This is a genomic window from Variovorax xiamenensis, assembly GCF_050916385.1.
Classification (GTDB): domain Bacteria; phylum Pseudomonadota; class Gammaproteobacteria; order Burkholderiales; family Burkholderiaceae_C; genus Variovorax.
Window position 1 is genome coordinate 3,711,786 of sequence record NZ_CP139038.1, and the last position, 23,127, is coordinate 3,734,912.

At 68.1% G+C, this 23,127-nt stretch carries 22 protein-coding genes; 4 read left to right on the plus strand and 18 right to left on the minus strand.

Annotated features, from left to right (window positions below; translation table 11 throughout):
• Positions 1-15: 15 nt before the first annotated feature.
• On the minus strand, positions 16-492 hold the full coding sequence (locus SFB74_RS16890) for a VOC family protein (RefSeq protein WP_432725341.1): 477 nt from the start codon (positions 490-492) through the stop codon (positions 16-18).
• 97 nt (positions 493-589) lie between these two features.
• Positions 590-928 carry an antibiotic biosynthesis monooxygenase gene (locus tag SFB74_RS16895; protein ID WP_432725343.1) on the minus strand — a complete coding sequence of 113 codons (339 nt, stop codon included), beginning with the start codon at positions 926-928 and terminating at the stop codon, positions 590-592.
• A 134-nt stretch (positions 929-1,062) separates the two neighbouring features.
• On the opposite strand from SFB74_RS16895, the gene soxR reads away from it, so the two are divergent.
• Positions 1,063-1,536: a redox-sensitive transcriptional activator SoxR gene (gene soxR, locus SFB74_RS16900; RefSeq protein WP_432725345.1), complete on the plus strand. Its 474-nt coding sequence runs from the start codon at positions 1,063-1,065 to the stop codon at positions 1,534-1,536.
• On the opposite strand, the gene SFB74_RS16905 is transcribed toward soxR, so the two are convergent.
• From SFB74_RS16905 to SFB74_RS16925, 5 genes are read right to left on the minus strand one after another with little or no spacing between them, the layout of a single operon-like run.
• A complete protein-coding gene (locus tag SFB74_RS16905; RefSeq protein ID WP_432725347.1) occupies positions 1,533-2,354 on the minus strand; it encodes an amidohydrolase family protein in 822 nt (273 codons plus the stop codon). The two genes, soxR and SFB74_RS16905, sit on opposite strands and share 4 nt — an antisense overlap.
• Positions 2,355-2,388: 34 nt before the next feature.
• Positions 2,389-3,390 carry an NAD(P)-dependent oxidoreductase gene (locus SFB74_RS16910; protein WP_432725348.1) on the minus strand — a complete coding sequence of 334 codons (1,002 nt, stop codon included), beginning with the start codon at positions 3,388-3,390 and terminating at the stop codon, positions 2,389-2,391.
• Between the two features lie 47 nt (positions 3,391-3,437).
• Complete coding sequence (locus SFB74_RS16915) at positions 3,438-4,478, minus strand: LacI family DNA-binding transcriptional regulator (RefSeq protein WP_432725350.1); 1,041 nt, start codon at positions 4,476-4,478, stop codon at positions 3,438-3,440.
• Positions 4,479-4,533: 55 nt separating this feature from the next.
• Positions 4,534-6,438, minus strand: coding sequence for a TRAP transporter large permease subunit (locus tag SFB74_RS16920; protein WP_432725352.1), 1,905 nt, complete (start codon positions 6,436-6,438; stop codon positions 4,534-4,536).
• A gap of 6 nt (positions 6,439-6,444) precedes the next feature.
• The gene (locus SFB74_RS16925) at positions 6,445-7,479 is read right to left on the minus strand and encodes a TRAP transporter substrate-binding protein (RefSeq protein ID WP_432725353.1); all 1,035 of its coding nucleotides are present in this window, start codon (positions 7,477-7,479) and stop codon (positions 6,445-6,447) included.
• A 170-nt stretch (positions 7,480-7,649) separates the two neighbouring features.
• Here SFB74_RS16925 and SFB74_RS16930 point away from each other — a divergent pair, with 170 nt between their 5' ends.
• Entirely contained in the window at positions 7,650-8,174 is a 525-nt protein-coding gene (locus SFB74_RS16930; RefSeq protein ID WP_432725354.1) for an HD domain-containing protein, read from the plus strand.
• Here the strand turns inward: SFB74_RS16930 and SFB74_RS16935 are convergent.
• From SFB74_RS16935 to SFB74_RS16975, 9 genes are all read right to left on the minus strand, one after another.
• Positions 8,171-9,652 (minus strand): flavin-containing monooxygenase, encoded by a 1,482-nt coding sequence (locus SFB74_RS16935; RefSeq protein WP_432725355.1) that lies wholly within the window; start codon positions 9,650-9,652, stop codon positions 8,171-8,173. The two genes, SFB74_RS16930 and SFB74_RS16935, sit on opposite strands and share 4 nt — an antisense overlap.
• Before the next feature lie 13 nt (positions 9,653-9,665).
• Positions 9,666-11,279 carry an MFS transporter gene (locus tag SFB74_RS16940; RefSeq protein ID WP_432725357.1) on the minus strand — a complete coding sequence of 538 codons (1,614 nt, stop codon included), beginning with the start codon at positions 11,277-11,279 and terminating at the stop codon, positions 9,666-9,668.
• Positions 11,280-11,362: 83 nt separating this feature from the next.
• Positions 11,363-11,998: a PqiC family protein gene (locus tag SFB74_RS16945; RefSeq protein WP_432725359.1), complete on the minus strand. Its 636-nt coding sequence runs from the start codon at positions 11,996-11,998 to the stop codon at positions 11,363-11,365.
• Positions 11,995-13,656: an intermembrane transport protein PqiB gene (locus tag SFB74_RS16950; RefSeq protein WP_432725361.1), complete on the minus strand. Its 1,662-nt coding sequence runs from the start codon at positions 13,654-13,656 to the stop codon at positions 11,995-11,997. The genes SFB74_RS16945 and SFB74_RS16950 overlap by 4 nt, the downstream gene beginning before the upstream one ends.
• Positions 13,653-14,411 (minus strand): paraquat-inducible protein A, encoded by a 759-nt coding sequence (locus SFB74_RS16955; RefSeq protein ID WP_432725363.1) that lies wholly within the window; start codon positions 14,409-14,411, stop codon positions 13,653-13,655. Before SFB74_RS16955 ends, SFB74_RS16950 begins: the two co-directional genes overlap by 4 nt.
• Complete coding sequence (locus SFB74_RS16960) at positions 14,408-15,043, minus strand: paraquat-inducible protein A (protein ID WP_432725365.1); 636 nt, start codon at positions 15,041-15,043, stop codon at positions 14,408-14,410. Before SFB74_RS16960 ends, SFB74_RS16955 begins: the two co-directional genes overlap by 4 nt.
• 20 nt (positions 15,044-15,063) lie before the next feature.
• Positions 15,064-16,539, minus strand: a complete 1,476-nt coding sequence (locus tag SFB74_RS16965; RefSeq protein ID WP_432725366.1) for an MFS transporter — start codon at positions 16,537-16,539, stop codon at positions 15,064-15,066.
• The gene (locus SFB74_RS16970; RefSeq protein WP_432725368.1) at positions 16,539-17,771 is read right to left on the minus strand and encodes a multidrug effflux MFS transporter; all 1,233 of its coding nucleotides are present in this window, start codon (positions 17,769-17,771) and stop codon (positions 16,539-16,541) included. Before SFB74_RS16970 ends, SFB74_RS16965 begins: the two co-directional genes overlap by 1 nt.
• A 139-nt stretch (positions 17,772-17,910) precedes the next feature.
• Positions 17,911-18,801 (minus strand): CmcJ/NvfI family oxidoreductase, encoded by an 891-nt coding sequence (locus SFB74_RS16975; RefSeq protein ID WP_432725370.1) that lies wholly within the window; start codon positions 18,799-18,801, stop codon positions 17,911-17,913.
• Positions 18,802-19,030: 229 nt separating this feature from the next.
• On the opposite strand from SFB74_RS16975, the gene SFB74_RS16980 reads away from it, so the two are divergent.
• Both SFB74_RS16980 and SFB74_RS16985 read left to right on the plus strand, forming a co-directional pair.
• Positions 19,031-20,905 carry a M48 family metallopeptidase gene (locus tag SFB74_RS16980; protein ID WP_432725371.1) on the plus strand — a complete coding sequence of 625 codons (1,875 nt, stop codon included), beginning with the start codon at positions 19,031-19,033 and terminating at the stop codon, positions 20,903-20,905.
• A 161-nt stretch (positions 20,906-21,066) separates the two neighbouring features.
• On the plus strand, positions 21,067-21,231 hold the full coding sequence (locus SFB74_RS16985; protein WP_126468559.1) for an HHHH-motif protein: 165 nt from the start codon (positions 21,067-21,069) through the stop codon (positions 21,229-21,231).
• Between the two features lie 66 nt (positions 21,232-21,297).
• On the opposite strand, the gene SFB74_RS16990 is transcribed toward SFB74_RS16985, so the two are convergent.
• Positions 21,298-21,918, minus strand: a complete 621-nt coding sequence (locus tag SFB74_RS16990) for a pyridoxamine 5'-phosphate oxidase family protein (RefSeq protein WP_432725373.1) — start codon at positions 21,916-21,918, stop codon at positions 21,298-21,300.
• Positions 21,915-23,081: an MFS transporter gene (locus SFB74_RS16995; protein ID WP_432725374.1), complete on the minus strand. Its 1,167-nt coding sequence runs from the start codon at positions 23,079-23,081 to the stop codon at positions 21,915-21,917. The genes SFB74_RS16990 and SFB74_RS16995 overlap by 4 nt, the downstream gene beginning before the upstream one ends.
• Positions 23,082-23,127 lie beyond the last annotated feature (46 nt).

The following is a 23,127-nucleotide window of genomic DNA, read 5'->3' on the forward strand; positions in this document are numbered from 1 at the left end:
CCGCCGCGTCGCCTACTACTTGCCGTCGAAGGCGCGCTGCGCCTCGGCGAGGTCGAGCTTGACCATCTTCATCATGGCCTGCATCGCGCGGTTGGCCTTGGCTTCGTCCTTGTCCTGGAACATGCGGATCATGGCCGTGGGCGCGACCTGCCAAGACACGCCGAAACGATCGGTGAGCCAGCCGCACTGCACCGGCTGGCCGCCGCCTTCGAGCAGCCTGTCCCAGTAGTAGTCGACCTCGGCCTGCGTCTCGCAGGGCACGAACATCGAGATGGCCGGGTTGAACTTGTACTCCGGGCCGCCGTTGAGAACCATGAACTTCTGCCCGTCGAGCTCGAAGGTCGCGGTGAGCAGCGAGCCCTTGCGGCTGGGGTTGCTGTCGCCCCAGAGCAGCGTGTCGGTCACGCGCGAGTTCGGAAAGATGCTGCTGTAGAACTTCAGCGCTTCTTCGCCGTTGGTATCGAACCAGAGACAGGGAATGATCTTCTGCATGGAGACTTCCTTTGCTTTAAAGATGAACCTTGAGGTTCAGTATCGAAGCGTCCGCCATCCCCTGTCAACCCGTGCAAGGCCTGTCAGTGGGAAGTTGTCAGGCGATGCCGTAGAAGCCCTGGTCGGAACGCACGCCGGCCTTCTTCGTGAACTCGACCGGATCGAAGCCTTCTTCCGCGAACTTCTTCTTGACGAATTCGGTGGCGGAGGCCACGGCCTGCGCATCGGCCCACTCGACGAGCGTCAGCACATTGAACTCGCTGCCGCCGCCGGTCTGGTCGAGCACATGGGCGCGCAGGCAACCCGGCAAGCTGCGCAGCGTCTGCTGGATGCGCTGCATCTGCGCGATGAAGGCCGCGCGTGCTTCGGCAGGCACGACGAATTTGTCGACGCGAAAGACAGGAGCGGATGCGGCGGCGATGGTGCTGTTCGACATGGGAATGTGTTCCTCGATGAAAAGAAGATGCGCACAGGACCTGCGCGCCGGGGCGAATTCTCAAACCTCAACTAAAGTTGAGGTCAAGAGCTTTTCGAATCCGCCGCTTCACTTTTCACTTTCTTTTTTCCCCGATGAACGACGCACTGCAGAAAGCCGGCATCTCCCCCACGCTCACCGTCGGCGAAGTCGCGCAGCGCAGCGGCGTCTCGGTGTCCACGCTGCATTACTACGAGGCTCAAGGGCTCATCGGCAGCACCCGCACCGCCGGCAACCAGCGGCGCTATCCGCGCACGGTGCTGCGGCGCGTGGCTTTTGTCCGGGTGGCGCAACGGGTGGGCATTTCGCTTGCGGATATCGGCCGGGCGCTGGCCACCCTGCCATCGGGCGCGGCGCCGACCCGCGAGGACTGGGCCAGGCTCTCCGCCTCCTGGCGCGCCGAGCTGGACGAGCGCATGGCCCAGTTGCAGAAGCTGCGCGACACGCTCGACGACTGCATCGGCTGCGGCTGCCTCTCCATCGACCGCTGCAAGCTGCGCAACCCCCTCGACAGGCTCGGCGCCGAGGGCCAGGGGCCGTTGCGCCTGCTGGTGAAGCGCGGCGGCTAGAAGCCGTAGAGCGCGGCGGGGTTGTCCACCAGGATGCGGCGGCGCGTGTCGTCGCTGCTTGCCCAGTCGAACAGCAGGTCGTAGAGCGGCGCGCTTTCCGGCCTCGGGCTGCGCCCCGGATGCGGCCAGTTGCTGGCCCAGAGGCAGCGCTCGGGAAATTTCTCGGCCAGCGTGCGCGCCAGCAGGCTCACATCGTCGTAGCCGGGCGCGCCTGTCTTCGAGGTTTCGTAGGGCGCCGAGAGCTTGATCCACACCCGCCCCGAATCGAGTACGCGCAGCAGCGACTGGAACGACGGATGCTCCGGCGCGACCGGCTCCAGGAACTTGCCGTTGTGGTCCAACACCAGCCTGCACTTCAGGCGCTTGAGCACCGTCTCGTGCTCGGGCATGGTGCGGCCGTCGAGCTGCAGGTTGACCATCCAGTCGACGTTGGACAGCCTCGCCGCCATCGGCTCCAGCGACTCCCAGCCCAGCACGCCGCCGATCATCATGTAGCGCACGCCGCGCATGCCGCCCGCGTGCAGGCGCTCGATCTCGGCATCAGCCACGTCGGGCGCCACCAGCGCGATGCCGCGCGCCGCGCTGCCGAACTGGCCCAGCGCATCGAGCGTGCAGCTATTGTCGAAACCGTAGCCCGTGGGCTGCACGACCACGGCACGGTCGATGCCCAACGGCAGCTGCACCTCTTCGCGGTAGGCCGACACGGGCGAATGCGGCGGCACCCACGCGACGTTCGGAATCAGCGCAAAGCGGTCTTCGTAGATGTGCACGTGGCAGTCGCAGGCGCCGGCATAGCGCGTGTTCCGGGTGGGTTCCATGGGATACCTGAAAAAGAGGAAGGTGTAAGAAGGGTCAGGGGCGCACGCCGAAGGCCTGCCGCCAGCGATGAGCCTCGGCTGCGTTGACCGCCCCCTTGGGCGCCCTGCCCTGGAAGATCTCCGCCAGTTGCGACACGGTCTCCATGGCCTGGTGCTCCACGGCCGGCGGCGTGAGCCCGCCGATGTGCGGCGTCGCTATCACGCGCGGATGCGCGGCCACGCGCGGCGACGGCATCTGGTCGGGTGCGCGGCCCACATCCACCGCGCAACCCGCAATCACGCCGGCATCGAGCGCGGCGAGCAGCGCGTCTTCATCCACGAGATTGCCGCGCGAGGCATTGATGAAGAAGGCATGCGGCTGCATCGCGGCGAAGGCCTTGGCGCTCATCATGTTCTCGGTCGCCTCCGTGGCCGCCGCGAGGCAGACCACGAAGTCCGACCGGGCCAGCAGCGCATCGAGGCCCACCTGTTCGAACTCGGCCCGGCCGGTCTCGGCGTACGGGTCGTGCACGACGATGCGCATGCCCAGCGCCAGCGCGACGTCGCACAGGTAGCGGCTGATCTGCCCGTAGCCGATCACGCCCAGCGTGCTGCCGCGCAGTTCGCGGCCCATCGCCGGCACAACGGCGCGCCCCGCGTGATAGCCCTCGGCCGAGGCGCTGATGTGGCGGCCGAGGTCGATCATCACGCCCACGATCCACTCCGAGACCGAGGGGATGAACCCCGCGCTAGCCTGCGTCACCAGCACGCCGTGGCGGCTGGCCGAGGCCAGGTCGATGTTGCGGATGTCGATGGCGCAGCGCACGAAGGCCTTGAGCCGCGGCAGCGCCGCGAACAGCGCCTCGTCGCCCGCGGTCTGGCGATAGGAAATGATCGCGTCGCAGTCTTGCGCGAGCTCGGCAAGTTCGCGCGACGAAAGATCGGTGTCGGTGGGGTTGAAGCGCACCTGCGCGATGGCCCGCAGGGCTGCGGTGGCGCGGTCGCCGAAGTAGTTGGCGAGCTTGCTCTGCGGATGGCTGACGAAAACCGTGGTCATGAAGAAAAGAAAGGGAAAAGACTCTTGCTCGGACAAAGACTGACTGGCTAGCCGCGCGGCGGCACGACCGAATCGCGCGCCACCAGCGTGGGCGCGAAGATGAACTCCTGCGTGGCGATCGACGGGTCCGACAGCCGGCTCATCACCCGCTCGACCATCACCTGCGCCATCTCGGGCACAGGCACGCGCACCGAGGTCATGGCCGGATGCATGAGCGTGGAAAGAAACACGTTGTCGATGCCGACCACCGACACGTCCTGCGGCACCTCCAGGCCCGCGTCGCGAAAGCCCGCCATCAGGCCGAAGGCCAGCAGGTCGTTCACGCCGATCACGCCGGTCGGGCGCTTCCTCGACTTCGCCAGCAGCCCCGCCTGCATGCGGCCCAGCTCGCTCATCATCGAATCGCCGTACTCGTCGACCGGCAGGCCTTCGACGACCTGCGCGCTGCCTTCCAGGCCCGCGCTCTTCGCGGCCGCCAGGAAGCCGGCGATCTTCTCGCTTCGACTCATGGTGCGCCCCGATGGCGTGACGAAGGCCAACCGGCGGTGCCCCAGGTCGATCAGGTGCTGCGTGGCGATGCGCGAGGACTCGAAGCTGTCGACCGTCACGTGGTCGATGACAGAGGCCGCGTTTGGCTCGGCGCGCCGGTCGTAGCTCACCACCACCAGCCCGCGCTCGGCCGCCGCCTCGACGTGCTGTTCGTCGACCAGCGAGGAGATGATGATCACGCCGCGCACGCCATGCGCCATCAGGTCCTCGAAGAAGTGCGCCTCCCTGGCGGCATCGCGGTAGGTGTTGCCGATCATGATGCGAAAGCCGTAGCGTTCCTGCGCCAGCGTCTCGATCTCGCGGGCGATGAAGCCGTACATCGGGTTGGCCATCGAGGGCACCAGCAGGCCGATGAGCGGCGTGTGCCCGGTCTTGAGCTGGCGCGCCGAGGTGTTGGGCCGGTACTTCAGCTCGCGGATGGCCTTCTCGACGCGCGCCAGCGTCTCCTTGGCCATGCGGTCGCTGCGGCCGTTCAAGACGTTCGACACGGTGCTGGTCGACACCCCTGCCCTCTGGGCCACATCGCTGATTCTGCTCACGGAATCCTTCCTCTTGTCTCTGGTTTCTTCGTCTGTGTTCCTGCTCGCCGGCCCGTCACATCCCCATGCGTAGCGGCAGCCAGGTGGAGAACGCCGGCACCAACACCAGCACCACGAGGGTAGCGAACAGGACCACAAGATATTTCATCATCGGCCGGGCCACGTCCTTTACCTGCGTGCCGGTGATGGCGCAGGTGGCGAACAGCCCCAGCCCGACCGGCGGTGCGAACAGCCCGAAGCCCATGGCGATCACCATCACCGTGCCGAAGTGCAGCGGGTTGACGCCCAGCTGCGAGGCGATGGGCGTGAGCAGCGGCCCGAAGATGATGAGGGCCGGCGCACCCTCGAGGATGGCGCCGAACACGATCATGATGAGCACCGACAGCAGTACGAACATCGTGCTGCCGTACGAGTGCGCGAAGCCGATCATGAATTCCGACAGGTACTGCGGAATCTGCTGGATCGTGAGCGCGAACGACAGGCTCGACGCCGCCGCCACGATGAAAAGAATGCCGCCCGCCATCGACGCCGAGCGTACGAAAAGCCGCGCCACCGTCTTCACCGTGAGTTCGCGAAAGGCCAGCCAGCCCGCCACCAGCGCATAGACCACCGCGAAGGAAGACACCTCGGTCGAGGTCGCGACGCCCGAGGTGACGCCCTTGCCGATCATGGCCACCATCACCAGCGCCACCAGGGCGCCGCCGAGCAGGCGGAGCATGGGCGTGCGCTTGTCGAAGGCTTCGTCGGGGTCGATCTTGGTGCCCACGTAGATCGTCACGGCGGCCAGCGACACCGCCAGCACCACGGCCGGGATCAGCCCCGCCATGAAGAGCCCCGCGATCGAGATGTTGGCCACGAAGCCCATGATGATCATGTTGATGCAGGGCGGAATGGTCTCCGCCATCACCGCCGTGCAGGCCAGCAGGCCGGCGGTCTCGTTCGGGTCCTGCCGGGTCTTGCGCACCGCCGGCATGATGATGCCGCCCACCGCCGCGATGTCTGCCAGCTTGGAGCCCGACACGCCCGAGAAGAAGGCCGTGGCCGTGATGGTGATGAGCCCCAGCCCGCCGCGCAGCCGCCCGAACATGCGCAGCAGCAGTTCGATGAGCCGCGACGACATGCCGTTGGACTCCATCAGCAGCCCCGCCAGCACGAAGAACGGAATGGCCAGCAGCACGTAGTGGTCGGTGCCCGCCATCACCTGCTGCGAATACACGAGCATCGGCAGCGAGGGATCGGCCATGAAGAACACCAGCGACGACAGCGCGAGCACGAAGGCGATCGGCATGCCCAGCGCCATGCCGCCGAGAAAGCCGGCGGTGAGCAGCGCCCAGGGCGGAATCGCGTACGCGCTCATCAGCGTGTTCCAGCCCACCACCGCGGCGGTGATCGCCAGAGCGATGCCCAGCGTGGACCACACCACGCGCCGCGGCCCGTTGACCGCATTGGCCAGCCCGAAGAGCGTCATGAACAGGCTGCCGATGACCACCGGATAGACGTAGATCCACTGCGGCAGGCCGATGGACGTGGTCATGTTGTACGAGTCGAGCAGCAGCTCGCACGACGAGGCGAAAAGGCTCGCCGACACCCCCACGATGATCCAGCTTCCGAGCTGGATCAGCGCCGGCTGCCAGCGCGCCGGCAGCATGCCGCGGAACAGGTCCACGCCCACGTGCTGGCTGCGCGCCAGTACCGTGGCCGCGCCGAAGAACACCTGGACCACCATCAGCGCGCGCGCCACCTCTTCCGCCCAGTCGAAGGGGTCGTGCAGGAAGTAGCGGAAGACAACCGAGACGAACACGACCACCACGTCGACGGCCAGCACCACGCCGGCCACGTACTCGGTCATGCGCATCAGCCAGGCCAGCCAGCGCCCCGAGGCGTGGCTGACGTCGAAGCCCAGCGCGGGCTGCTGTTGATGATGCGGCTGCGGCTGCATGGGCAGGGAGATGCTCGACATGTCCGCTCAGGCCCGCGACGAGTTGATCATGGCGAACAGCGGCCCGGTCTCCGGGTACTGTTTGGCGAAGCCGGCCCAGAGCTTCGCCTCCATCTCCTTGCGGACCTGGTCGCGCTCGCCCTTGGCCATCGGCGTGAAGGTGATGCCGAGCTTCTTGAGCTCTTCCATCACCTGCTGCGTGCGCTCGTTGCCGATCTGGCGCTGCTGCAGCGTGGAATCGGCCGCCGCCTTCAGGAAGGCCGGGCGCAGCGCGGCGGGCACGCGGTCCATGGCGCGCCTGCCGGCCACGCAGACCATGGGGCTGAACAGGTGCTCCGTCATCCAGCAGTGCTTGACCACCTCGTTGAGCTTGTTGGCCAGCACCGTGCCGGCGTCGTGCTCGAAACCGTCGACCACGCCGGTCTGCGCCGCCATGTAGAGCTCGCCGAACGAGATCGGCGTGGGGATCGCGCCCATGATCTTGAAGGTCTCGATGAAGGCCGGCGTGGGCAGCACGCGCAGCTTGACGTTCTTCACGTCGGCCAGCCCCTTCACCGGCTGCTTGGTGTAGACGTTGCGCGCGCCGTAGTGGGCGCCCCAGGTGATGATCTGGCAGCCGGTGCTCTTCACCAGCATCTCGTTGAGCTTCGGCCCCACGCCCGCTTCCACGGCGCGCGCCACGTGCTCGTAGCTGTCGAACAGGTAGCCCAGGTCGAGCATGCCGAGCTGCGGCGTCACGGTGGCCCAGATCGACGAGCCGGTGAGCATCATGTCGATCGAGCCCACCTTCACCTGCTGCACCACGTCGCTTTCCTTGCCGAGCTGGTTGTTCGGAAAGTAGTCGATGCGGATCTGCTCGCCCACCGCCTTCTTGAGGTTCGCCTGCATCAGCTGCGCCCAGGCGAAGTGCGAGGAGTTCAGGTCGGCCACGTGGGACGACGACAGGCGCAGCGCCACCGTCTTTTCCTGTGCGAAGGCATGGCGCGAGAAGCCCGCCGTGGCCGCGGCGAGCGACAGGACGGAGGTCGAGCGGACGAACCGGCGGCGTGAAAGCGAGGTCATTTCTTGTCTCCTGGATAGGTGATCGGGTCGTCTGCCCGTTTTTGTGGAACGATTTACTGTATCGATACACAAGAATGTCGGCAACGCGGTTCCGGTAGGTGTTTTCCTTCGTAAACGAGGTAAAGACGGCCCTGTCGCGCGGGCAGAATCAAAAAATCACAGGACACCCCATGACCACCACCTCATCGACACCCGACGCCGCCCGCGCCTACGCCGTTGAGATGCATGGCGACCAGAAATACGGTGTTCATCCGTACGTGCATCACCTGGATGCCGTGGCCGCCCTGCTCCAACCCTACGGCGACAGGGCCCGCGTCGTCGGCTACCTGCACGACGTGGTCGAGGACACGGCCGCCACGGTGGCCGACGTGCGTTCGCGCTTCGGGGAACTGGTCGCTGCCTGCGTCGCGCTGCTGACCGATGCGCCCGGCGCCAACCGCAAGGAGCGCAAGGCCAAGACCTATGCGGCGCTCGCGCAGGTCGAGGGCGACGAGGAACTTGCGCTGCTGGTGAAGGCCGCAGACCGGTTGGCCAACGTGCGTGCCTGCGTGGCCGACGGCCACCGTCCGCTGTGGGACACGTACCACGGCGAGCATCCGACCTTCAGGGCCGCCGCATTCAGGGCTGGCCAATGCGATCCGCTGTGGGCCGAGCTCGATACCCTGCTCTCTCCCGCTCACGCCCCTTCTTCCTAGCCGGTGCGCCGGTTCGAGAACTCCATCACCCCGTCCGCCACCGCGCCGAAGCGCAGGCTCAGTAGGTCGCGCGCGTAGTTCTGGTACACGCGCCACGGCGCGCGCGAACCCTGCTTGGGAAACCTGTTGATCGAGCGCTGCACGTAGCCCGACGAAAAATCGAGCCAGGGTTCGGGCGCCAGCGCCGGGTCGGTGTTGCGCGGCGTGCATTGGCTCCAGCCGTGCTTTTCCATGTGGTTGAGCACCCGGCAGACGTAGGCGCAGGTCAGGTCGCTCCTGAGCGTCCACGACGCGTTCGTGTAGCCGAAGGACGAGGCCAGGTTGGGCACGTCGCTGAACATCAGGCCCTTGTAGTTGAAGGTCGCGGCGGGCTCCAGGCGACGGCCGTCCACTTCCACCTGGACGCCGCCGAGCACCTCCAGCTCGAGCCCGGTCGCGGTGACGACGATGTCGGCCTCGAGCTCCGCGCCCGACTTCAGCCTGATGCCGCGCGGCGTGAAGCTGTCGACCTGGTCCGTGACCATCGAGGCCCGCCCCGCGTTGATGGCCGCGAACAGGTCGCCGTCGGGCACCAGGCACAGTCGCTGGTCCCACGGGTTGTAGCGCGGCGTGAAATGCGTGGCGACGTCGTAGTCGGGGCCCAGGGCCTGCCGCACGCCACCCAGGATCATCTTCTTCGCGAACTCGGGCTTGCGCCGCGCGAGGCGGAAGAAATACATCGACAGCAGCACGTTCTTCCAGCGCGTGAGGCCGTAGGCCAGCCCGGGCGGGAACACGCCGCGCAGCCTGTGCGCGATCGGGTCCTGCGCCGGGCGCGCGACGACGTAGGTGGGAGAGCGCTGCAGCAGCGTCACGTGGCCGGCGGTCTTCGCCATCGCGGGCACCAGCGTCATCGCGGTGGCGCCGCTGCCGATCACGACCACGCGCTTTCCGCTGTAGTCCAGGTCCTCGGGCCAGTGCTGCGGATGCACCACCCGGCCCGTGTAGTCGCCGATGCCTGCGAATTCGGGCGTGTAGCCCGCGTCGTACCTGTAGTAGCCGGCGCACAGGAAGAGAAAGTTGCAGCGCAGGCGCAGCGGAAGCCGCTCGGGGCCGCGTTCCACGTCCACGCTCCAGCAGGCATCGGGCGTCGACCACGATGCGCGCACCACGCGATGGCTGAAGCGGATCCTGCGGTCGATGCCGTGCTGCGCCGCCGTCTCGCGCAGGTAGTTCAGGATCGATGGGCCGTCGGCGATCGACTTCGCCTGCGTCCACGGCCGGAACGAGTAGCCCAGCGTGTACATGTCCGAGTCCGAGCGCACACCCGGATAGCGGAACAGGTCCCACGTGCCGCCGCTGCGCTCGCGCCCTTCCAGGATCGCGTAGCTGCGCCCCGGGCAGCGCGTCTGCAGGTGGTAGCCGGCGCCTATGCCGGAGAGGCCCGCGCCGACGATCAGCACATCGAAGTGCTGCTGCTCCTCGCTTTCGTCCTGCATCCGTTGTCTCCTTTCATGCCTTCCCGTCCGGCTCCTGGTCAGCGGGAGCGCTGCGGATCATCAGCCAGGCGCTCGCCGCGCTCAGCACCGCCAGCGCCGCGCTCGACAGCATCACCCAGCGAAAGCCCGCGACGAAGGATTCGGCGACCGCCCGCTTGACCGCCGCCGCGGTGGCTGCATCTGCCCCCGGCGGCACGGACGCGCCCGCCAGCTTGCTGCGTTCGCCTTCGAGAAACGCCGTCAGCTGCGCCGACGCGCCCATCTCGCGCAGGTGATCGGCGATTGCCGCATCGAAGGCCCAGGCCATGAGCGCGCCGAACACCGCGATCGCCAACACCGCCGCCGCGCGCGACACCGCGTTGTTCACGCCCGAAGCCACGCCCGCCAGCTCTTCACCCACGGCGTTCATCACCGTGGTGGTGAGCGGCGCCACCGTTACCGTCATGCCGAAGCCCAGCACCACCACGGCCGGCAGGAAGCCGCTCCAGTAGCTCGCGCCCACGCCCGGCAGCGCGAACAGGGCGAAGCCCACGGCGGCGATAGAAGGCCCGACGACCAGCGGCATTCGCGGCCCGAAGCGGTCGACCAGCTGGCCGGCCCACCCGGAGAGCGCGAACATGATGAAGATGAAGGGCAGCAATGCCGCCCCGGCCACCGTGGCCGAGTAGCCCTGCACCTGGATCAGGTTGAGCGGAAAGAAATACAGGCTGCCGCCCAGCGCCGCGTACAGCAGCAGCGTCAGCAGGTTCGCGCCGCTGAAATTGCCGATGCGCAGCAGCTCCAGCGGCAGCATCGGCGTGCGCACCTTGCGCTCTGCAACGAAGAAGGCCGCGCTGCCCAGCACGCCGATGGCAAGCGCTGAGAGCACGGCCACCGAACCCCAGCCCTGCGTCGGCGCCTCGATGAAGGCGTAGACGATGCCCCCGAGCCCCGCCGTCGCCAGCAGCGCGCCCCACAGGTCGAGCCCGCCGCTGGCGGAAGCGCCTCGGCTCTCCGGCACGTGGCGCCACACGATCCACAGCACCAGCAGCGCCATCGGCACGTTGATGAGGAAAGCCCAGGTCCACGAGAAATGATCGACCAGGAAGCCGCCGAGCACCGGCCCCACCGCCGCGGTGATGCCGCTGAAGCCCGACCACGTGCCGATGGCCTTGCCGCGCTCCTTCTCCGGAAAGGCCGCGCTGATGAGCGCAAGGCTGCCCGGCACCAGCAGCGCACCGCCGACGCCCTGCACCGCCCGCGCCGCGATGAGCTGCTGCACGTTGCCCGCCAGCGCGCAGGCCACCGAAGACAACGCGAAGATGCCGACGCCGATCGCAAACATGCGCCGCCGGCCGTAGTGGTCGCCCAGCGCTCCGCCCACCAGCAGCAGCGCCGCCAGCAGCAAGGCGTACGACTCCACAACCCATTGCGCCTGGAAAGCCGTGGCGTGCAGGTCGGCCTGGATGGCCGGCAGCGCCACGTTGACCACCGTGCCGTCGATGAAGGCCATGCTCGAGCCCACGATGGCCGCCGCCAGCACCCATGGCCGGGCGGCTTCAGGGCATCCGGTCTCCGCGCCCTCTCCCACCCGGGAGCCATGAAGAATCAGCGTCTCGTCGCAGGGCGCCTTGCCGATCTGTGCCATGGGGTCTCCTTGTCATGGGATTCCTGCCAGTCTTGCTCCTTCCGCACGCGGCAGCGGAAGGCGGGATGGGAGCTACGGCTCCATCATGCGGCGCAACCCGTCGCCGCCGGGTTCGCGCGCGCCGCGCTCACGCTGCGCGCCATCGCGGCCGCGGCGGCGGCGGTCACGCGCTGCGCGCCCTGTGCCACCGCATCCATTCCGCTGCCCACGGCTTCGCCCAGGTTCAGCTGGCAGACCAGTGTGCGCGCCTCGTCGGAGCGCCGCAGCGTCCAGCTGAAGCTCGCATCCACGCGCCCGCCGTCGACCGCGTCGAATTGCCTGAGCTGCACCGCGATGCGCCACACCGGCTGCGAACTCTGCCTGCCGCCCTTGGTCACGTCGAGCGCGCCGAGCCGCCCGGCGATGCCGCTGGCCAGCGCGTCGCGCAGCTCGTTCTCGAAGGACGAGGCCCAGCGATGCTGCTCCAGCACCTCGACCTGCACGCTGCCGTTGGGCTGCCGCACCACCATCTGCGGCCGAGCCAGTCGCTCGGGAACGGCCACCGGCGCCAGCTCGATGTAGATCGGCGCGGCGCCGCCGGGCGTCGTCGAAGGCGTGGCGTCGGCCGCAGCCACCGGGCTCGCCAGCGTGTAGTAGTTGTCGGGCTTGCTGGCGCAGCCCGCGAGCATGGCCAGCAGTGCCGCTGTCGCGGCCACGGATGCGATGTGGTTCTTCTTCATTTCTTGCCGTCGTCCGGTTTGCCGCGCAGCAGCGACTCTGGGTGGCGCTCGAGGTAGTCGGTCAGCACGCGCACCGAGCCGGCGGCGCGCGTGAGCTCCTGCAGCGTCTGGCGCATGTCCTGCTGCAGCGGCGAGTCGTCGGCCAGCGTGCGCTCGGCCGTGTTCACGGTCTTGCGCACGTCCTTCATGGCTGCGGCCAGCTCGGGCGTCACGTCGTTGTTGATGCGCTTCACCGTCTGCTCTGTGGCCGTGAGCGTCCTGTTGAGCGAGGCGAGCGTGGTGCGAAGGTCGCCCGCGATCTGCTCGTAGGGCACCTTGTTGAGCTTGGTCGCGATTTCCTGCACCTGCGACTGGATCTCGTCGAGGCTGTTGGGCACGGTGGGCAGCTCGATCGGGCTCTTCGCCAGGTCGATCTTCGCGGGCGGCGCCTTCGGGAAGAAGTCGAGCGCCACGTAGACCTGGCCGGTCAGCAGGTTGCCGTTGCGCAGCTGGGCGCGCAGGCCCTTCTCGGCCAGGAAGCGCAGCCGCTCCTGCTGGGTGGAGCGCGACTCGGTGCCGCTCTCGCCCGCGCGGCGGCGCAGGCGGTCGGGGTAGACCTGCACCAGCACCGGCATGCGGAACTCGCGCTCGGCGCGGTCGAACTCCACGCCGATCGACTTCACCTCGCCGATCACCACGCCGCGGAAGTCGACCGGCGCGCCCGGCGTCAGGCCGCGCAGCGACTGGTTGAAGTACATCAGCAGTGTCTGCGAAGGCCCGTCGGGCTCCTTCATGGCCGCGGACTCGTCCTGCGCCAGCGCGAAGGAGGCGTTCTCCTTGGCCGTCGGCCCCATCGCGTCGTCGGGCGCCTGGAAGGCGATGCCGCCGAGCAGGATGGTCGCCAGCGACTGCGTGCGCAGCGTGAAGCCACTGGCGCTGAGCTGCGCGTCGATGCCGCTGGCCTGCCAGAAGCGCGTGTTCATGCCGACGAACTTGTCGTACGGCGCATTGACGAAGACGCGCAGCGTCACGCCCCGCCCGTCGCCGTCGAGCTCGTAGGCGGCCACCTGCCCGACCTTGATGCGCCGGAAGTACACGGGCGAGCCCACGTCGAGCGAACCCACGTCGTTGGCGCGCAGCAGGAACTGCTTGCCGGAGTCGTCGCGCGTGACGGTGGGCGGGGTTTCGAGCCCGGTGAATTCACCGGCCGTTTCCTTCGACACGCCCGGATCGGCGCCGATGTAGGCCCCCGACAGAAGCGTGTTGAGCCCCGAGATGCCCGAGGTGTCCAGCCGCGGGCGCACCACCCAGAAGCGCGAGTCGGAGGCGGTGAAGCTGTCGGCTTCCTTGTTGAACTGCACCAGCACGCGCACGTGCGAGCGGTCGCGCGCCAGCCGCAGGCTGGTGACCAGGCCGATCTGCACGTCCTTGTACTTGACGGCGGTCTTGCCGGCCTCCAGGCCCTCGGCGGTCTTGAAGGTCAGCACCACCTCGGGGCCGCGCTCCATGATGATGCGAGCCACGAGCGTGATGCCGACCAGCGCCGCCACGATCGGGATCAGCCAGATCAGCGACGGCAGCCATTCGCGCCGGCGCACCACGCGCGGCCTGGGCAAGGGCGACTGGTCGGGCTGGCCGGACGGCGCCGGTCTGTCCTGGGGTCGGTCTTCTTCACTCATGCTGGTTTCTCGTCCCTGTTTCCATGTGTCTGTGCACCTTCCTCGTTGTCGCGCAGGATGGCCTGCTCTTCCCTGCTGTCCCAGGTGAGCTTCGGATCGAAGCTCAACGAGGCCAGCATCGTCAGCACCACCACCGAGCCGAAGGCCGCGATGCCCACGCCCGCGGTGATGACCGCGAAGCCCTGGATCTGCACCAGCCCCGTCAGCAGCGACACCACGAACACGTCGAGCATCGACCAGCGGCCGATGATCTCGATGATGTGATAGAGCCTGGCCCGCTCGCGCCGCCGCCAGGTGCTGCCGCGCTGCGCCAGCACCACGAGCAGCAGCAGCACCGCCAGCTTGAACAGCGGCACCAGGAAACTCGCGATGAAGACGATGGCCGCCAGCCCGTAGGCGCCCGACACCCAGAAGTAGATCACCCCGCTCAGGATGGTGTCGTTCTGCGTGCCGAAGAGCGTGCGCGTGATCATCACCGGCAGCAGGTTCGCCGGTATGTACATCATGCAGGCCGCGATCAGGAAGGCCCAGGTGAGCTTCAGGCTCTGCGGCTTGCGCGTGTGCAGGTGGGTGCCGCAGCGGCCGCAGGCATCGCCTTCCTCGGCGTTCTTCCAGACGGCGCCGCAATGCCGGCAGGCCATGAAGCCCATCGAGGCGGCGGTGGGAACCTGGGCGTCCTCGTCGTGCTCGTGGTGCTGATCGCCGGAGGCCGCGAGGCTCCCGAGGCGCTGCCGGAGACGGCCCAGCGGCTTCATGCCGATGCCTCGCCTTTCTCTTCATTCTTCGGCCGGAACGCCATGCCCCAGAACGCGCCCGGATCGAACGACAGCACCGCCGTCAGCATCACCGTGAGCGCCATGAAGGCCCACAGCGCCGGCCCTGGCACCACGCTCGCCATGCTGGAGAGCTTGACGATGGCCACCAGCACACCGAGCAGGAACACTTCGATCATTCCCCAGGGCCGAAGCGACTGCATCGCCCGCACCAGCAGCGCGAAGCCCACGGGCCGGTGCTCCCGGCTCAGCGGAATGAGCAGGTAGGCCAGGATGCAAAGCTGCAGGAAGGGAAAGAGGATGGTCGTGGCCAGCACCAGCAGCGCCACCAGCGACATGCCTTCGGCGCTCAGCGCCACCACGGCTCCGGCCAGGGTGGTCTGGCTGCGCAGGCCCTGGAGCTCGATCTCGACGATGGGAAACAGGTTCGCGATGGCGAACATGATGAGGCAGGCCACCGTCAGCGGAAGGATGCGGCGCTCCTGCTCGCCCGGGTGCCGGTCGAGCTCCGTGCCGCAGCGCGGGCAATGCGCCACGTCGCGCGGCTTCAGCGGCGTGCGGCTGTAGACCGCATCGCAACCCGGGCAAACCACGGTTTCAGGTACTTCCGTCATGGGTGAGTACCCTAACTCATTCAGCCGCCGTGGCTTGTCGTCTTGAGCCGCAGGCTGCTGAAAACCGCCGCCACCGCGGCAAAACTGGCGGCCAGGACCAGGGCCACCACCGGCCCGTGGCCCCCGTGCGGGCTCCAGATGCTGAAGACGCCCGCCAGCACCACGGCGCCCAGCGTCTGCCCGGTGAGCCGGGCCGTGCCCAGCATGCCGCTGGCCGCACCACTGCGGTGCGCGGGCGGCGAAGTCACGATGGTGTGGTTGTTCGGCGACTGGAACAGCCCGAAGCCCAGCCCGCACAGCGCCATGCGCCAGGCGATGTCGGCATTGCCCGGATGCGCCGGCAGCGCCGCCAGCAGCGCCAGGCCCGTGGCCAGCAGGCCCAGCCCGATGCCGCCCAGCAGCCCGTCGGGGTAGCGGCCGATCAGCCGCCCCGCGATGGGCGCCATCACCACGATGGCCAGCGGCCAGGCCGTGATGAGCAGCCCCGCCTCGATGTGGCTGCGGCCGTACACGTCCAGCAGCAGGAAAGGCAACGCGATGTAGGCCAGCATCTGCGCGCAGAACGCCGCCACCGAAGTGCTCATCGACAGCGCGAAAACCGGAATGCGCAGCAGGTCGATGGGAAAGAGCGGCACCGCTTCCCGGCGCTGGCGCCGCAGGTAGATGAAGCCGACTGCCACGCCGGCCAGCAGGATGCCCCAGGCCGAGGCCTGCGAGCCGCCCGCGCCCTGCACTGCCCCTTCGCGCACGCCGAGCCGGTCCACGCCCAGGAACACCAGCGAGAACATCAGCACGTTCAGCGCCACGTCCACCGGCGAGAAGCGCAGGCCCGCGGCCGGCGGCACGCGGTTGAAAGGCAGCGCCTTCATGCCCAGCGCGAAAGTGATGATGCCCAGCGGCACGTTGATGGCGAAGAGCCAGGGCCACGAGGCCACCGAGAGGATGGCCGCCGCCACCGACGGTCCCGCCACCGACGAGGTGGCCACCACCAGCGAGTTGATCGCCATGCCCTTGCCCAGCTGCGTCGACGGATACGTGAGCCGCACCAGCGCCGCGTTCACGCTCATGATGCCGGCCGCGCCCAGCCCCTGGAACGCGCGCGCCGCGATCAGCGTGCCCAGCGAGTTGGCGAAGGTGGCGGCCAGCGACGACAGCGTGAACACCGCCATTCCGACCAGGTAGACGCGCCGGTAGCCCACGAGGTCGCCCAGCGAGGCCAGCGGCAGCAGCATCACCAGCGTGGCGATCTGGTACGCGTTGACCACCCAGATCGACTGCGAGGGACTGGCGTTGAGCTCGCGCGCAATGCCCGGCAGCGCGAGGTTGACGATGGTGCCGTCGAGCACCGCCACGATCAGCCCGAGGATGATGACCAGCATCGCCCAGCCGCGCTCCGGCTGCGCCAGCCCGTCCATGGGCCTTGGCGCCGTGTTGCCGCCGCCGTTGTTGTTGTCTTCGGCCGCCGGGAGCGCGGCGCCTGCGCGTACCGTGTTCATCAGGCTTGCTGCGTCCTTCCTGTCTTTGCTGTCTTGCCCGTGGGCTCCGAGCGCACGCCACCCAGCGTGAGCCAGGTCAGCACCAGCGCGATGAGCGCGCCGCCGGCCATGCCCGCCACCATCGGCAGCGGACGGCCGTCGGTGAAGAGGCCCACCACCGCCATCGCCAGTGCGCCCGTGAGCATCTGCAGCGTGCCCAGCAGCGCCGAGGCGGTGCCCGCGATGGCGCCGTGCATCTCGAGCGCGAGCACGCCGGTCGTCGGAATCACCAGCCCCATGAAGCCCGAGGCGATGAAGTACAGGACGATCAGCACCCAGATGCTGTCGCCGCCCATGGCGAAGTAGGCGAACATCGCGACCATCGCCGCGCCGCAGCACACCACGCCGAACTTGACGAGCTTGACCAGCCCGTAGCGCTCGCCCAGCGCACCGGTGAACTGCGAGGCGCCGATGAAGGCGGCGGCGTTCACGCCGAAGGCCACGCTGTAGAGCGCGGGCGAGAGACCGTAGTGGTCGATCATCACGAAGGACGAGTTCGCCAGGTACGTGAAGAAACCCGCCATCGCGAAGCTGCCGATGAACACCAGCCCGAGGTAGTGCGAATCGCGCAGCAGCAGCCAGTAGGCCGAGAGCGCGCTACCGAGGCTGCTCTCGACGCGCTCCGAGGCCGGGCGGGTTTCGTCGAGCAGCTTGACCATCATGGCCAGTCCGGCCACCGCGGCCACGGTCACGGCCCAGAACACGCCGCGCCAGCCGGAAAAGGAGATGACGGCGCTGCCCGCGAGCGGCGCGAGGATCGGCGACACGCTGAACACCAGCATCAGCAGCGACATGAGCCGCGCCGCGTCGGTGCCGGTGTGCAGGTCGCGCACCACCGCACGCGGAATCGCCATGCCGGCCGCGGCGCCCAGGCCCTGGATAAAGCGCAGCACGATCAGCGTCTGGATGTCGGTCGCCAGCGCGCAGCCCACGCTGGCCAGCGCGAACAGCAGCAGCCCCGCGTACAGCGGCGGCTTGCGGCCCACCATGTCGGAGATCGGCCCGTACAGCAGCTGCCCCGCGCCGAGCGAAAGGAAGAAGGCCGTGAGGCTCATCTGCACCGCGCCGATGTCGGCGTGCAGGCTCTGTCCGATGGCGGGCAGCGCCGGCAGGTACATGTCGATGGCGAATGGCCCGATGGCCGAGAGCAGGCCCAGCAGCAGGGCCATCTTGAAGAAGGGGGAAGAACGCATTGCAGCGATTGTCGCGAAGCGCGGCAATCGCTGCAGGCGTGGGGTCTGTGCCCGGCGCGCGGCCTGCCCTTGCTAATTCCCGGCAAAGAATCGAGCTGGCGAAGCGCTGTAGAACACAGCGCGGATGAGCTGTTTCGTCTTACTGCCTCACTGCTGCCTGGCCCTGCGGCGGCTTGCCCACGGGCCAGAACACCAGCGCGCGCAGCTCGATGCTGCGCCGTGGCGGCGCTTCCTGCGAGCCGGTCGGGTCTTCGAAGGCGGTGTGCGCGGTGTAGCGCGCCACGCCCTGCTCCAGCGAGTCGTAGATCTTCAGCAGCAGTACCTCGTCGGGCCGAAGCCGCGGAAACCAGTACCACTGGTGTTCCGGGTTCCAGGTGAAGGAGTAGGTCTCGCCCACCTTGTCGGGATAGACCAGGTCGCTGGGCACCAGGTCGTTCGGCGAGATGGATCGCGCATCGCACAGCGCGAGCGGCAGGCGCTCCACGGTGGCCAGCGGACGCCACAGATTGATGATCGCGAAGCGGTTCTTCAGCCGCTCCTCGGCTTCTTCGGGCGGCAGGTGGTCGCGCACGCGGCGTGGCGCGGAGACGGAGGTCTGGTCGTTATGCACGCGGCGAACCGGCTCGCGCAGTTCGGCCGTGCGGCGCGAGCCCTGCGCGCTGTCGCGCAACGTGTGGTCGAACACCACGACCTTCTCGGCACCCGTCACGTCGCGCAGCAGCGCCTCGGATTCGCGGTAGTAGATGTCGCGGATCGCCGCGTCCTGCGAGAAGTCGGCGAGCACGCTGCGGTGCGAGATCTGCGTGAAGCCGCTGCGGTCGAGCGTCAGCTCGTTCAACGCCACCAGCGGGCGGCCGTCGCGGATCGCCACGCGGCGCGTCTCCAGTTCGCCGGTCACCCAGGGCGTGCCGGGCGGCGGCTCGAACGTGTAGCTCACGGGGCGGCCCTGGCCCGCCTTCAGGTAGTTGAGCTCGGCCTCCACCGAAGGCAGGTTGGCGGCCAGCATCTGTCCATTGGACCCAGCGCTCATGCGATGTGACTCCTCGAAACGGTTCGTCGACGAATGGGCACAGAGGCTATACCCGCCCCCCCACGCGCGGAACGATGCAAAGGAGATAACCATATTCGGCGGCAGGTGGAGTCCTGTCGCGCTTGACGCAGCGCCCGGCTTCACTGCATGCGCCGCGCCCGCTACGCTATCGGCTTCCCGGACGGTTCATAACAACTCACAGCATTCGTCATCCAGGAGAAGATTGTCCATGGCCCTTGCCCGCACGGTTCACGCCGACCTCTTGCGCGTGTTCGTTCTCACACTCGTGTCGCTGTTCGCCATTCCGGCGGCCACGCTCGCCTTCACCGAGTACGCGCTGCGCTCGCAGGACGCCGAGTTCCTGCAGGCGATGGAACAGCGCATTGCCCGCGACACCCGCCTGACGCAGGCCGAGAAAGCCGAGGCGACCGGCTTCTACCGCAGCCACCAGCTCTCCAAGGCCTGCGACGCCACCGCGCCCGAGGACCGGAACTTCCACGACAAGGTGTGCAGCCCCTATTCGATGCAGTGGCAGTTCCACTGGGCCGATCGCGCCGCCATCTGGACCATCGTGCTCGGCGCCGCGCTGCTCGCCGCGGCACTGGTGCTGGGCGCGCTGGCCTTCGCCAACCGGGGCCTGCGCTACGCCAGTTTCGTCGCGGGCTGGCGGCTCATGACGGTATCGAGCGCCATCGAGGTCGTGCTGCAGAGCGCGATGCTGGTGTGGCTGTCTTTCTGGCTCACGGCGTATTTCTGGCACAGCTACTACGTCAAGCTGATCGCGCTGGCGGGCATCGCGGCCGGCGCGGCGGTGTTCTACGCGATCTATACGCTGTTCAAGAAGCTGCCCTCGGGCAACGAGATCGAGGGCGAGCTGGTTTCGCAGGCCGACGCGCCGCGCCTATGGGAACGCATCCGCCAGCTCGCCGCCCGCGTGAAGACGACGCCGCCCGACCAGATCGTGGCCGGCATCGACACCAACTTCTTCGTGACCGAGGCCCCCTGCGAGGTCAAGGGCCGCCCCCTGCAGGGCCGCACGCTCTTCGTGAGCCTGCCGTTGCTGCGCGTGCTCGACCAGACCGAGGCCGATGCGGTGCTCGCGCACGAACTCGCCCACCTGGGCGGCGGCGACACCCGCAGCAGCGCTGCGCTCGGCCCCAAGCTGCTGCAGTTCGACCAATACACCTGGAAGATGCGAAGCGGCGGCCTGACCATCGTGGCGCACTACCTGCTGCGCCTGTACCGCATGATCTTCGCCTTCGCGCTGGCACGCGACAGCCGCGAACGCGAATACAAGGCCGACCGCGTAGCCGCAGGGCTCACCACGCCGCACGCCATCGTGCAGTCGCTCATCAAGATCTCGGCCTATGCGAGCTATCGCAACGACGTGGAACAGAAGCTCTTCGACCAGGACCGCGAGCACGACGGCGCGCTCGGCATCGCCCGCTTCGTCGCCGACGGCCTGCCGCCGTACGCCAGTTCGCCGGCCTTCATCGAGGCGATGAAGACGGCCGGCGTGCCGCATCCCTACGACAGCCATCCGCCACTGCTGGAACGCATGCGCAACGTCGGCCACCACGTGCCCGAGAGCGCCTACGGCGGCATCGTCGCGACCGCGCCGCAGGCCTCGTGGGCCGATGAGATCGAGACCGCCGACGCCATCGAGCAGCGCCTGTGGAGCGAGTACGAGCAGCGCTTCGTGCAGAACCACGAGCTGAGCCTGGCCTACCGCTACGAGCCCGCGACCGAGGAAGAGCGTGCCGTGGTGCTGCGCCACTTTCCGCCCGTGGGCTTCGCGTTGAAGAACGGCGAGCGCATCGACATCAGCTACGAGGGCATGCACCCCAGTGCCGACGGCGGCTCGACCATCCCGTGGGACGAGGTCAAGAGCCTGACCTACAAGGACAGCAGCTTCGGCGACACCCTCATCGTCACCCACTTCGACAAGGGCATGCTGGGCGCGCGCACCACCAAGGTGAAGCTCGCGGGCCTGGGCAAGCAGAAAGAGAACTTCAAGGGCGTCGTCGGCCATTACTGGCGGCGCCACCAGATCATGAGGGCGCAGCAGCAGCCGAAGCAGGCGGCGGCGCCCGGGCAGGCTTGATACAGGTACGCCAGGATGTCATTCCAGGTACTGCGATCAGTGAGGTTTTTCAAGCCCACCCCGCCAACAACTGTCATCTGAATGTTGCATCGAACGTTCTACAAGAGCGCCCGTTCAACGACGCAATTCCTCGATCGATGCCTTTGCTTAGAAAGAACCTCATGAAGACCAAGCATTTCATCCTCTCCAGCATCCTCGCGTTCGCCGGCCTCGCCGTGCTGGCACCGAGCATCGCCTCCGCCGCGCCCCCGCATCACCCCAAGAAGCACAAGGTGTGCAAGTGGGACGCGCGTCATCACCACCGCGTTTGCCACTGGGTGCGTTGATCGGCCGGTCCGGTACACGGACCCAAGAAAAAAAGCCCGCTGACGCGGGCTTTTTCTTTTTGCGGCTCAGTACAGCGTTGCCCGCTGCCGCGCCGGCAGCTCGCGGTCGTAGGTTTCGCCATCGAATGCCGCTTCGGTCAGCGCCGACAGGATGGCCCCGGGTGTCGGCACCTCGCGCTTCGCATCCGCCGGCAGCGGCGCCCACAGCTTCGAGCGCTGGATCGCCCTGGCGCACTGGAAGAACACCGTCTCCACCGTCACGCGGATCACGCACTGCGGCGGCTTGCCTTCCATGGCGAAGCGTTCGAGCAGCGCCGGCTCGACCGTGATGTGCGCCCTGCCGTTCACCCGAAGCGTCTCGCCCACGCCGGGAATCAGGAACAGCAGCCCCACGCGCGGGTCGGCCACGATGTTGCGCAGGCTATCGATGCGGTTGTTGCCGCGCCGCTCGGGCATGAGCAGCGTCTTCTCGTCCTGCACCGCGACGAAGCCCGGCGGGTCGCCGCGCGGCGATGCATCCAGGCCGCCCGGCCCGATGGTCGCGAGCACCGCGAAGGGCGAGGCGGCGATCAGCGCCTGGTAGCTCGGGTGCAGGTACGGCACCTCCTTCTTGAGCGACGCCTCGCCGGGCAGCCCGAACAGAGCCTCGAGCTGGGCGATGGTTTCGATGGCATGGGGAGTCGTCATGTGCTTTCCTGCTGGATGTTGGTCGATTGTGGCGATGCGTTCCAGCCGCAGGCCAGCGCAGCCAGCGCCAGCAGCAAGGCGGCCACGCCGTAGATCCATGGCGGCGAGGCGACCGGCAGCAGCAGGCCCGCGATCAGCGGCCCGGCGCCGGCGCCGATGTCGCGCCACACCGAGCGCGCCGCCAGCGCCTGCACGCGCTCAGGCCCCGGCGTGCGGCGGGCCACGATTGGCGGCAGCAGCGGCAGCTGCAGGGCACGCAGCACCACGATCAGCGCCGCGCAGCTCCAGAGCCAGCCGAGCCCGAAGCCCACGAGCGCAATCGCGGTGACGAGCGACAGGCTCACCAGCAGTCGCTCCGCGCCGAAATGCTCGGCCATGCGCCCGCCCACCGGGCTCAGCAATATCTCCGCGAGATAGCGCAGCGCCATCAGCACGCCGGCCACGATCACGGCGCCACCCGGCAGCAGGTCCTTGCCGAGGTACGAGAGGCCGACGATGAAGAGCCCGTCGAGCGCCAGCCCTTCCATGAACGACCAGCCGTCGAGGCTGTTGGGCAGCTTGAAGCGCTTCACCGGCTTGGCCACCGGATGCGGTGCCGCCGGCAGCCGCCGCGTGACGAAGCACGCCAGCAGCGAGAACACCGCGAGGATGCCGAAGATCGCGCGCGGCCCCGTCCAGTGCGCCAGCAGCGCGCCCAGCGGCAGCGCGAGCACCGGCCCCATCGCGATGAAGGCGCGCGATCGGCCGTTGCGCCGCGCGGCCCCCACCGGGTCGGCCGTGGCCAGCGCCTGCGTCGACAGGTTCAGCGCCGCGAAGCACAGGCCCCACATCAGCCGCAGAGGCAGCAGCGCCCAGAAGCCCGAGAGCGTGGCGTAGCCCAGCCCGCACACCGCGGCCGCCGCCACCGCGATCGTGCAGGTCAGCCGGTCGCCGTTGCGGGCATAGAAGCGGGCCACGAAGCCGTAGCCTGCGATCCGCACCAGCCGGTTGGCCGCGAGCAGCATGCCAGCCTCGGCGAGCGTCACGCCGAACTGGCTGGCGTACATCGGCAGCAGCAGGTAGAGCACCACGTCGGCAGGCAGCGAGAGGCCCAGGGCCATCGCCGCATGGCGGGAGTTCAGGTCCGTGGGGGAAGTCTGGGGAGCGGGTGCGGTGCGTGACATCGAGCCTCGATGGTGCGCCGCCACATGCCTTGCCGACAAACGACAT